We start from the raw sequence: 11746 nt of genomic DNA, 5'->3' as shown, positions 1-11746 counted from the left end.
GCGGCGTCTTCCAAGCGTGCTTCTACGCGACGCCAACAACCGTAGCGCTTGACCTCGCGTTCTCGAGTCACCTTCAGGTGATTATGGTATTGGGGAATGTGATAAATCTTATTTGACAATTCTTATCCGTTTCCCATATAGTTCGTCCAAATATTTTCGGGGTCAATAGTGTTATGCAAATATCCGATGTCTTCGCCGCCTATGCTGATGAGATGCGCCAAATCGAGCTTCATCTCGACCGCTATATCACGTCCGATGTGAAAATGATCCCGGAAGTCGCCCATCACCTGATTGACAGCGGCGGCAAACGCTTCCGTCCTCTGTTGCATTTGATCAGCTCCGGACTTTGCGGATATTCGGGAGAGCACCGTTTCCCGCTTGCGGCTTCCATTGAATTCATTCATACCGCCAGCCTTCTGCATGATGACGTGATCGATGAGGCGGTTATCCGCCGGGGCAAAACCTCCGCCAACAATGTCTGGGGAAACGCGGCCAGCGTCCTGGTCGGCGACTTCTTGTATTCCAAGGCCTTCAAGCTTTTGTCCGAAATCGGCGATATTGCCATTGTTCAGATCATGTCGAAGATGACCAATATCATGTCCGAGGGCGAAGTCTTTCAATTGATGAAATGCGGCGATACCAGCCTTACGGAAGCGGAATATCTGAGCATTGTCGAGAAGAAAACCGCCGTGCTCATTTCCGCCGCCTGCGGAAGCGGAGCGGTGCTGGGCGGCGCGTCCGGTGAAAAGGCCAAAGCCCTGGAGCAATACGGCTACAAAATCGGCATGGCCTTTCAGATCACCGACGACACGCTGGACTACATGGCCAAGGAAGAAGATTTCGGCAAATCCATCGGCAAGGATCTGGAAGAGGGCAAAATGACGCTGCCGCTCATATACACGATAACAAAATGCACCAAATCTGAACAAGACATGATTAAAACAACCATTGAGAAGAAAGCTTTTTCCACGGATGCCATACGGGACATATTCGCCTTAATACAAAAATCCGGCGGCATTGACTATTCGCTTCAGCGCGCGGAGCAGTTCATCCGGGAAGCAAAAGACGGATTAAAAGTCTTTGCCGACGGCCCTGAAAAAGAACATCTTCACGCCGTCGCGGAATATATTTTGTCGCGAAAAATTTAGTTTACAAGATAGTCACTGATTGCGGTTTGCGTTTTCCCTCCACAACATTATCACGGCAAAGTCAAGAAGAACGTGGCTCCCTTGTGTATCTCACTTTCGGCCCATATCCGGCCGCCATGAAGATCCATAATTCGCTTCACCGTGGCCAGACCAATGCCCGTACCCGGGAATTCATTGGCGCTGTGGAAACGTTGAAAGGCATCGAAGAGCTTATTGATATTAGCCATATCGAAACCCGCACCGTTGTCCTGGATATAATGAACAGCCTTACCGTCTTTCACGGTTACGCCGAACTCGATCCGGGGATGGGTAGTATGACTGGTGAACTTCCAGGCATTGTCCAGCAGGTTCGTAATGGCAATCCGCAACAGATTGCTGTCTCCCCACACGACGACGCCTTCCTGAATAAGCAAATCAACAACCTGCCGGGGATTATTCTGACGGCACATCTCAGCAACAGACCTGACCAGCGCGCTCAAATCGACTTTTTCGCCTTGAAATTCCATTCTTGTTATTCTCGATAACTTCAGCAGATCTTCAATCAGACGTCCCATATGCTGCGCGGCGCGGCGTACCCGATCCAAATAGTCCCTCCCCTGATCATCCAGCATCTGTCCATAATCTTCCAGGAGCGTCTCACTGAACCCGTCGATTGCGCGCAGGGGGGCCCTCAGGTCGTGCGAAACGGAATAACTGAAAGACTCCAGCTCTTTATTGACTGCCTCCAACTGAGCGGTGCGTTTGAGGACGCGCTGTTCGAGTTCAGCATTGAGTGCCTCAATCTCTTCTTTCGCCCGTCTGCGGTCTGTTATATCGTGTGTGACGCAAATGTAACCTGAAACCGTGCCGTCTGATTTCCGCAGGATCGTCGCCGAAATCTCTCCGAAGAATGTAGTTCCGTCTTTCCGAACCAGCTCATACTCAACAGGCTGAATATCCTCGCCGTTCAGACGGCGCCGCATGATTTGCACGGAATAGTCCCTGGAAGACAGGGCGACTAACTGCGTCGCATGGACACCAATCAGATCACTTGGCGGGTCATAACGATACATTTGTCCCTGCGCGATGTTTGCCTGCAGGATACACCCGTCAGGCCCGACGAGGACTATGCCGTCGGGGCTTGTGTCGAATAACTGCCTGTAGCGCGCTTCGGACTCTTTCAGTGCACCTTCCGTCCGCGCAATCACCTTTGTGCGCCGCTGCACTTCTTCTTCCAAAAAGGCACTTTTGTCCTGCAGGTAGTCTTGCACCCGCTTCAACTGCAGATGGGTTTTCACGCGAGCCAGGACAATAGGCGGGCTGATTGGTTTGGTGATGTAATCCACCGCGCCAAGTTCGAAGCCCTTCATCTCATCCTCAATATCAGTTTTAGCGGTCAGAAAAATGACCGGGATATTTAACGTTTCCGGAGTTGCCTTTAAAAGGCGGCAGGTCTCATAACCATCCATGCCCGGCATCATGATGTCAAGCAGAATGATGTCGGGCGTTTTACCGCGCATGGCGACTTTTAAAGCCTGTCCGCCGCTATTGGCAATTTTAACCTCATACAGATCTTTGAGCAACACGCTGATCAGAGCAAGATCATCTGGTGAATCATCAACGATCAGAACGGTCGTTTTCTCCATCTCGCCAATTGTCTCCGCCATTTTAATCCTCATCTATTCGCAATCTTTGACATTGCGCGAAAGAAAACGTTAAAAAATTAATTTCCTTTCATTTTACAATAATGAGCCGGCTCACTCCATTACAGAGGTACGCAGCAGCATAACGATAATGTCCGTCTCATTTTTACTGTGCAGTCGTCATTTCGATTTTGCCTTGTTGCGCCAAGGTGGGCAACTTGCCTGAATAAGTATAGCAATACCTGTTGTCCGCTTTCAGAACGTTTGAAATTCCAAAAGAACCTAAATGTTTCGCCGCAATGTTATGCACGGACTCAAAATCGTCTACAACCGGGAAAAATGGCTTCTTTGGAAATCATGCCGGACGTTTTGCATCTATTCCGAGATCATGATCTGTGTCTTCATAACGCTTTGCTATCTCGATAAATTCTTCGGCAATTTCCACAAAGGCATCCACCATGTCCGGATCAAAATGAGTTCCCTTACTCTGAACGATTATATCGACAGCTTTGGCGTGCGGCATACCTTCTTTATACACGCGGCGGCAGATCAAGGCATCATAGACGTCCGCAATGGCCATCAGACGGCCGGATATCGGTATGTCATCTCCCGATAAACCTTCAGGGTAACCGGTGCCGTCCCATTTTTCCTGATGGGTATACGCGATTTCCTTAGCCAGGGAAAGAAAAGGCAGCTCCAATCCCAGTCGTCGTTCAGCAGCGATGATCGCATCGCGGCCCAGCTTGCAATGTGTTTTCATGATTTCGAATTCTTCCTGCGTAAAACGTCCCGGCTTGAGGAGAATATTATCAGGAATGCCGACTTTGCCGATGTCATGCAATGGAGCTGATTTGAACAGCAAGTCAATGATTTTGTCGTCATTGAGGAGATGACGGAAACGTTCGTGATGACGAAGCTTTTCCGCCAGAGCCCGGATATAGAACTGAGTCCTGCGAATGTGATTCCCCGTATCGTTGTCTCGGGTTTCCGCAAGCGATGCCATCGCCAGTATGGTCACCTCCTGGACGGCAACAACCTCCTGGGTACGTTTTTGCACCTCCTCCTCCAGAAATTCATTCTGATCCTTCAAATAATCACGAACCCTTTTCAACTGCAGGTGGGTGTGCACCCGGGCCAGAACAATAGGCGGGCTGATCGGCTTGGTGATGTAATCCACGGCCCCGAGTTCAAAGCCCTTCATTTCGTCCTCGACTTCTACTTTGGCGGTTAGAAAGATAACAGGAATATCTCTGGTTTCCGGATTTTCTTTCAGATGCCGGCAGGTCTCATAGCCGTCCATGACCGGCATCATGATATCCAGGAGAATGATGTCCGGCGGCGTACCGGTCATGACAACCTTCAGGGCCCGCTCACCATTGTTGGCGATCTTGACTTTATACTTATCCTTGAGCAACCCGCTCATCAGGGTCAGGTTGTCCGGCGTATCATCGACAACCAGTACCGTCGGTTTTTCAATATAAGTGTTTGTATTGGCCATGCCCTTCTCCTTTATATTGGTTTTCATTATTCATCCGGGTGTTCCGTATTCAATTCTCCACTTTTACCACAAGTCTGCCTCGTCCATTTTACTTTTCAAATAGTCGGTCATTCTTTTCAACTTCAGGTGGGTACGGACTCGCGCAAGAAGAATGGGCGGACTAATTGGTTTGGTTATGTAATCCGCAGCCCCGAATTCAAAACCTTTCACCTCATCCTCAATCTCTGTTTTGGCGGTAAGGAAGATGACGGGGATGTCCCTGGTTTCCGAATCCCCCTTTAACTGACGGCAGACCTCATAGCCATCCACCTCCGGCATCATAATATCGAGGAGGATAAGGTCGGGGCGTTCTCCGGAAAAGGCGATCTGCAGGGCTTTTTTCCCGCTTACGGCAATTTTCACCCGATAGAGATCCCTGAGTAACGAAGTGATCAGCGTGAGGTTATCGGGAGTATCATCGACAACAAGGATGGTCGGCTTATGCTCATTGCTGGAATCATTCATGGGCGCTATTCCTCTCAACAATTTTATTGATCACAGTTCGATATTAACCTTTTTCGCCCGGGCTCTGAGAAGTGCCAGAGCTTTTTCAAAATCATAATCCTTCAAGGCCTTCTCAATGGACCTGAATTCATTCGCCCCCAGGATACCCCTCAGGAACTCACTTCGCTCATCCAGCAGGTCCAACGCTTCGCTATCGTCGTTGCTCAACAATTCCGCCAGTGCCTTGCAGGCCGCAATGCCCTGCTCATGGTCCACCGGGACTGCCAACCCGTCCGGTTTCTCACCGGATTCCCGGACCGGCAAAGTCTCCTTCAACCCCGTAATCAGCAGGGTATGGGCATCAGCAAAAGGCCCCAGCAAGCCTTCAATCACGTCGCGGTTCTCGCCATCCTTGACTGCCTTCTCCACCCGGGCCGCCAGTTCCTGCAGTTTTGTGGCGCCGATGTTTCCGCTTACTCCTTTGGCCGTATGGGCCAGACGCTCCGCCGTCGCGTAGTCCCCTGCCTCCAGACTCTGACGAATCTGCGCCGGCATTTCACTCTGGTTGTCAATGTACTTCTTCAGCATGGTAAGGTAGAAGTCTTTCTTGCCCGCAACCCTCTTCAAACCGAGACTGGTATCCAGCCCGGGAATATCGGGCAGATCGTCTTGCTTTTTTTCACCTGCCTCTGCTGGTATTTTGCCGGCAGCTGATTTTTGCACTGGCTCCTGAACGTGGCGGATTTCGCGCGGCTTGATCCATTTCAACAATTTGCCGAAAAGCTCATCAGGGTCGATGGGCTTGCCGATATGGTCATTCATACCCGCCTTGTAGCACTTATCAATGTCTTCGGCCATGACGTTTGCTGTCATGGCCACAACCGGCAGATCCTTGAAACATTCCCGCTTGCGTATTTCCTGTGTCGCAGTAACACCGTCCATGACCGGCATCTGCATATCCATCAGCACCAGTTCGTAGGTTTTTTTACTCAACATCTCCAGTGCCTGTTGACCATCCACGGCCAGATCAACTTCGACGCCGGCATCGGCAAGCAATTCCATGGCGAGCTGCTGGTTGAATTCATTATCTTCCGCCAGCAGAATGGATGCCCCCTTAATGGCTGCAAGATTATCTGTTAATACCGTTGTCTGCTGGCCGTCATCTCTTCTTTCTTCATGGGATCCGCCTAAAACCTGGATCAGAGTATCAAACATGGTTGAGGCGCTCACCGGCTTCATCAACACATCTTCCAGACCGGCCAGGGCCGCCTCTTTCAATACCTCCTCGCGTCCATAAGCCGTGACCATGACCATATGCGGAAAGGGTCTCAGGGGCAATTCCCTGATCGCCCTGGCTGTTTCAATGCCGTCCATTTCGGGCATCCGCCAATCAAGCAATATGATCTCATAGGGTTTGCCTGTTTCAGCAGCTTTGCGGATCTCTTCCAGCGCCGCCTTGCCGGAAGCAACATCATGCACCTCGAAGGTCATCGAGGTCAGCATGTCTCCGAGGACCACGCGGCTCATCTCGTTATCATCCACAACCAGGATCCGCCGCCCGCGCAAATCGGGATCGGGTACGAATTTTCTCGCTTTGGCGATTCCCTTGCCCAGGCGCGCTGTAAACCAGAAGGTGCTGCCTTTGCCGTATTCACTTTCCACTCCCACGTCGCCGCCCATCAGGTTAGCGAGTTTCTTGGAGATGGCCAGACCCAGTCCGGTTCCGCCATACTTCCGGGAAGTGGACATGTCCGCCTGCTGGAATGACTGAAACAGCTTGCCGATTTGTTCTTCCGTCAAGCCAATGCCCGTATCCCGGACGTCAAAGCGGAAAAGGCCGTCATGGTCGGTCTCTTCAACGACCTTGACGGAAACGACAATCTCGCCCTGTTCCGTGAACTTGACGGCGTTATTGGCATAATTGACCAGGATTTGCCCCAGCCTGAGAGGATCTCCCACAAGATAATTGGATGTTCCTTTCTCAACGCAGAACACCAGTTCCAACCCTTTGGCGGCCGTCTTTTCGGAAATGAGATTGGAAACATTCTCCAGAACTTTCTCCAGTTCAAATTCCGTCTGCTCAACAGACAGTTTGCCGGCTTCGATCTTGGAAAAATCAAGGATGTCATTGATGATCCCGAGCAAATGCTTTCCCGACTGCTGAATCTTGCTGAGGTAGTCGCGCTGCTTCCTGTCCAGTTCCGTCTTCATCGCCAGGTTGGAAAATCCGATAATGGCATTCATGGGCGTGCGGATCTCGTGACTCATGTTGGCCAGAAAATCCGCCTTGGCTTGGGCGGCGGAGTCGGCTTCCTGTCTGGCCACGTCAAGATCTTCCATGAGATTTAACATCGCCTTTCGCGCTTTGTCCATCTCTCCTATTTGATTCTGCAGCTCGTCCGTTTTTCTGTTTCGTTCCTGAAAGTAGGTTTGCAACTGCTCTGTCATGCTGTTGAAGGCCTCGGAAAACTCACCCATAAAGCTGACTTTCTGATTGAAATCACCGGCGGCAACCTGTTTGGTGGTCCAGGTCAGGTTTCTCAGGCTGGCATGCAGCGCCTTTAGCGATTGGAAGATGATCATGTTTCCCCGCGGCGGCTCAACATTGATCTCTCCGCGCCCAAGATGATAGCCAAATTCAGTCATTTGATTATATTCAGCAATAAATTTGTTGATATAACCAACGGCTTGAAGGATTTCATTGTCCGGATAATCATCGGGCAGCACAATCGGCGCGGGCTTCTTGCCTTTGAGGATCGTATAGAAGACTTCCGTGATCTTATCGATATCGCTTTCACTGACCTGGATCATTTTATGATATCCTTAAGCGTCCGGTTTTACTGCAAAGCGGCAAACCCTGTCACCCGAACACCAGCAATCAACCTCTTTGACCGAGAATTTTTTCCCGGAAAACCCAAATAGCAATCCGCTGATAAAGCCTTCATCATAAGTGCATATCGTCTCATCTGAGACCGGCAGCCCTGAACAATCCAGATCCTCGGCAACGGTCAGCGTGAATTCCATCTTTGCCATGTCCGCTTTTTCCACTCTCAGGATGCCGATCTTCAGCGCAGACAGAACATCCTGCAATTCTTTCACAAAGGCGCCGAAATCAGTCTTCTGGGTGATTACATTCTTGAACAGTTCCCGGCCCGCCAGTTCCCCGGCCCTAAAATAAATTCTCTCTGCCGTTGCCGTGTCGAATTCCTGAATAATTACATCCCGCAAAGTAAACTGCATGAGACGATAGACCGCCACATCCATGGTGTTGCCGAGATTGGGACGTCCCTCCGTAATATTCCCGATCATACTCCAGTCAAACATCGAAGCGTCTCTTTCCTCTTTGAACATAAGTTCCTCCTTTTTAATCAGGTCGGCAATTAGGTTATTCTACAATCTTATACTTTTTTTCCTGGCCAATCTTCTCCAGTAGGCTGTTGATTTCCTCCTTGAGCTGAATCATTTTCTCCTCGCGGTTGATGGTCAGCCGGCTGAACCGCTCCAACTCATCCATACGTTCTTTTAATTCCTTTTCTGCCATTCTTCTTTCGGTAATATCACTGATAATAGCGGTAAAGAGTTTGGTGTCTTTTAGAAAAACTTCGCTGATTCCTATTTCTGCAGGAAAGAGTTCACCATTTTTCCTTTTCGCTGTAATTTCTACGCGTTTTCCGATGACTTTCTTAATTCCAGTTGTTAAGTAATTATTCAAATAGATGTCGTGCCTATCCGCATGTTCATCAGGCATCAATAAAGATACATTCCTCCCCGCTATTTCATCCAATGCATAACCGAATATTCTTTCCGCGGCGGGATTGAATGTTTCAATAATACCTTTTTCATTGATCGTAACAATGCCATTGGTTGATGCCCCCAGTATGGCGTCTGTTCTGTTTTTTGCCTCCAGCATCGATTCTTCCGCTTGTCTGCGCTCGGTAATGTCGTGGAAGGTGACTACCGTGCCTACAAGATTTCCTTCTTTTTGTATCGGAGTTGTCGTGTATTCCACCGGGAAACTTGAACCGTTTTTGTGCCAGAGGACCTCATTGGTAATGGTGCGTGATCTGCCGTCTGCGAAGGTCTTATACATATGACATTCTTCCCGCGGATACGTCGATCCATCCGTATAGGCATAGTGGACGAGATCATGCATCGGTTTGCCGATCACTTCCTCTTCCGTATAACCCAGCATACCCAATGCCGCCCGGTTGACAAATGTCGTCTTGCCTTCTGTATCCAGGCCCCAGATACCTTCCTGTACCGAAACAAGGATCAGGTTGCTGCGTTCCTCACTCATGCTCAGTTCATCGGTACGCTCCCGGACAAGCAGCTCCAGATTATCCTTGTATCGTTCAAGCTCTCTACGGGCATCGTTGGCATCCTCGGCCAAGCTCATGGCGGAGGCACGTTCACGTTTGATCGCATCTATCTGTCTGGCCACAAATATTTCTGCCTGTCTGGCCCGGGTACGCTCCATGGACATGGCAGCTACTGTTTGCGCTACGCCTACGAGGAATCCCAGCACCGGCTGGAGTTTGTTTTCAGCGACAACCGGAACATCTCTGATGGCTGCCAGATACTGGTCTGTATCCAGACCACACTCCTCGGCCTGGCGCCGGAAATAATCCATATCAGGGGGACTGGTGAAAAACTGCCCCACAAAGGTATTGGCAATATGTTTGCCCTCAACGATGATAGGCGAGGCAGCGTCGGTTAACCCGTTTTTGCAGCGGTAAACGGAAAATGGCTTGCCTGCGTTGAGATTAAGGGCAAGTTCAGTGTCACTTTCTATGCAGCGTGTGCAGGTCTTTTCGTTGACCCTATGGTAATCGGTACAGGCTCTCTGCCAACGCGCTGCAACCAGAACTTCACCTTTCAAATCGATGATCGCAGAGGCTATGCCTACTGATTCGCAAAAATCCGTCAGCAGCCGCTGAAACTGCTCCACGTTGAGCATTTCAGCCAAAGAGTTCCGGTTAATATCCGACTGCTCAGGCTCCGGAATGACTGAGTCTGTCAACACTAATTCTTCATCCATTCCCCCGGTTAATTCGTGTTCCTGATAAAAAGGCTTTTCGCCTGCCTTGATTGACAGGGCATTCACTTGTTTCTTAAGTTCGATAATTCGTTCTTCGCGACCTAATGACAGCCGGTTAAATCGTTCTATCTCCAGAAGCTTGACTGTTAATTCCTTTTGGATGCGTTCTGCCTCTTGCCTGGCCCGTTCGGCGCGCTCGGCAGCCTCTTCGGCAACCTCCTTATCCACCTTGAGGCCTTCGGCCCGTCTGCGCTCGGTGATGTCGTGAAACGAAACGACAGTCGCTACTACCTGGCCGTTTTTCCATACCGGTGTTGTTGAATATTCCACTGGGACAGCCGCACCGTCTTTGCGCCAGAAAACCTCATTGTCCACGGTACGGGCCTTGCCATCCTGGGAAGTCAGATACATGGGGCATTGCAGACGTGGGAATTCCGACCCGTCGGGATAAGTATGATGAACTTCCGTATGCATCAATTTCCCGAGCATTTCTTCTTCTGTATAGCCGAGGATCGTGCTCACGGCAGGATTGATGAATGTGACCCTGCCGTCATTGCCCATACCAAAGATCCCTTCACTCATTGAGGCCAGGATCAAACGGCTGCGTTCCTCTGTTTGAGCCAGCAGTTCCTTCTGTTCCTCCAGTTCGTCTCTGCGGACCATGAGTTGCTGCTCGGAAGCAGCCAGGGCCGATGCTTGAGACTGGCTCTCTTTGAGCAGCTTCTTCATTCTTAAATTAGATTGAGTGAATATGTAAAGTGCCGTAAGAAAACTTATTGTCAATAAGATGGTCAGCAGGGTCAGAATAATGCCGAACCAAAGATAATTGGTTATCTGCGCCGTTGGCCAGAGAAGGACTACGGAAACACCCTCATAGGGTGTGGCAACCTGCTCCGCAAGATATTTCCCCCCTTTAAAACTTACCTCCTCCCCGCGCTGGAATTGTCTGGGCATGATGGGTGAGAATGGTCCAGGTCCGTATTGTTTGGAAGAAATAATTTTTTGCTGCTGCTGATTATCCAGTGGCCATAGACTTTTCAGGCGTGCATCCGGCTGTGAAGACATAAAGATAATGCCGTTTTTGTCCACCAGAAACCAGATATATTGTTTGAGACTGGCCTCAATATCCTCGACTTCTTTTTTTATGACCACAACTCCAACTATATTTCTTTTTTTATCCTTGACGGGAGCACTGGCGAATATTCCGCGTTTCTTCGATACGGTACCGAAAGCGAAGTGTTGGGACACATCCCCTTTTATCGCCTGTTGGAAATAGGGCCGGAATGTATAATTCTGCCCCACAAAACTGTCTTTTGCATTCCGGTTGGAAGATGCCAGCGTTAATCCTTCATCATTGATGAGATAGCAGGCAGCCGCATCCAAAGATTTGTGATATCGATCCAATATGTTGTTTACCTTTTCAAGATTCTCAGGGACATTGACCTGCAAAACGGGAAGGGTTAGGGGGGATCCGGCAATAGCCACCGCCGCGTTTTGAATTTTCTTTAATTCATTGATCAGATTGAGAGATATGATGAGGTTTGCATCGTGAACATCTTCTTTCACGGTGCGTGTTGCCATTTCTACAAGGGAACCGGTAAAAAACCACCCGGCGGCAGTCAGGATGACAAAAGCGCAAAAGATCGTTGCGAGAAATCTATTCTTGGTGAAATGAAATCTGGGCATGGTCAAAAGTCCTCGGGTTGAAAAACATCTGCACTAACCAAATTCTCTCATGAAAGTTTAAATTACTGGTTATTCCATATTTAAGGAAGTATTGATGATCGACAGATACCCGCTTTGCACCGTCTTGATTTTACTGTAACCCATGGGACATGTCAACTAATAACCTTTTTAAAATGGAGGTCTTTTCATTAAAGCGGCAGGGTAGACGCCGCATTAGACGGGTTGTATTTCTAAATTTTGCTGTGAACGTATAAAGCAGAACCGATTGAAT

At 49.5% G+C, this 11746-nt stretch carries 6 protein-coding genes and 1 pseudogene; 1 reads left to right on the top strand and 6 read right to left on the bottom strand.

What is annotated here, in order from left to right; genetic code table 11:
• Positions 1-173: 173 nt before the first annotated feature.
• The gene (locus CVU71_13170; GenBank protein ID PKN18440.1) at positions 174-1148 is read left to right on the top strand and encodes an octaprenyl diphosphate synthase; all 975 of its coding nucleotides are present in this window, start codon (positions 174-176) and stop codon (positions 1146-1148) included.
• A gap of 50 nt (positions 1149-1198) precedes the next feature.
• Here the strand turns inward: CVU71_13170 and CVU71_13165 are convergent, their stop codons facing one another.
• The 6 genes and pseudogenes from CVU71_13165 to CVU71_13140 form a co-directional block, all read right to left on the bottom strand.
• Positions 1199-2806 (bottom strand): hypothetical protein, encoded by a 1608-nt coding sequence (locus CVU71_13165; GenBank protein PKN18439.1) that lies wholly within the window; start codon positions 2804-2806, stop codon positions 1199-1201.
• A 319-nt stretch (positions 2807-3125) separates the two neighbouring features.
• On the bottom strand, positions 3126-4268 hold the full coding sequence (locus CVU71_13160; protein PKN18438.1) for a two-component system response regulator: 1143 nt from the start codon (positions 4266-4268) through the stop codon (positions 3126-3128).
• Between the two features lie 63 nt (positions 4269-4331).
• A complete protein-coding gene (locus tag CVU71_13155; protein ID PKN18437.1) occupies positions 4332-4772 on the bottom strand; it encodes a hypothetical protein in 441 nt (146 codons plus the stop codon).
• 738 nt (positions 4773-5510) lie between these two features.
• Positions 5511-7562: pseudogene (locus tag CVU71_13150) on the bottom strand (hypothetical protein).
• A gap of 12 nt (positions 7563-7574) precedes the next feature.
• Positions 7575-8102, bottom strand: coding sequence for a 4-vinyl reductase (locus CVU71_13145; protein PKN18436.1), 528 nt, complete (start codon positions 8100-8102; stop codon positions 7575-7577).
• Between the two features lie 34 nt (positions 8103-8136).
• The gene (locus CVU71_13140) at positions 8137-11475 is read right to left on the bottom strand and encodes a hypothetical protein (protein ID PKN18435.1); all 3339 of its coding nucleotides are present in this window, start codon (positions 11473-11475) and stop codon (positions 8137-8139) included.
• Positions 11476-11746: the final 271 nt, after the last annotated feature.

It is taken from the genome of Deltaproteobacteria bacterium HGW-Deltaproteobacteria-6 (genome assembly GCA_002840435.1).
Taxonomy (GTDB): domain Bacteria; phylum Desulfobacterota; class Syntrophia; order Syntrophales; family Smithellaceae; genus UBA8904.
Note: the sequence above shows the minus strand (reverse complement) of the source record. Positions and strands in the feature narration are given on the sequence as shown.

Bases quoted from the DNA above. Each gene is read 5' to 3' on its own strand.
- CVU71_13140 (PKN18435.1), bottom strand. From the start codon at position 11,475: ATGCCCAGATTTCATTTCACCAAGAATAGATTTCTCGCAACGATCTTT.
- CVU71_13165 (PKN18439.1), bottom strand. From the start codon at position 2,806: ATGAGGATTAAAATGGCGGAGACAATTGGCGAGATGGAGAAAACGACC.
- CVU71_13145 (PKN18436.1), bottom strand. From the start codon at position 8,102: ATGTTCAAAGAGGAAAGAGACGCTTCGATGTTTGACTGGAGTATGATC.
- CVU71_13160 (PKN18438.1), bottom strand. From the start codon at position 4,268: ATGGCCAATACAAACACTTATATTGAAAAACCGACGGTACTGGTTGTC.
- CVU71_13170 (PKN18440.1), top strand. From the start codon at position 174: ATGCAAATATCCGATGTCTTCGCCGCCTATGCTGATGAGATGCGCCAA.
- CVU71_13155 (PKN18437.1), bottom strand. From the start codon at position 4,772: ATGAATGATTCCAGCAATGAGCATAAGCCGACCATCCTTGTTGTCGAT.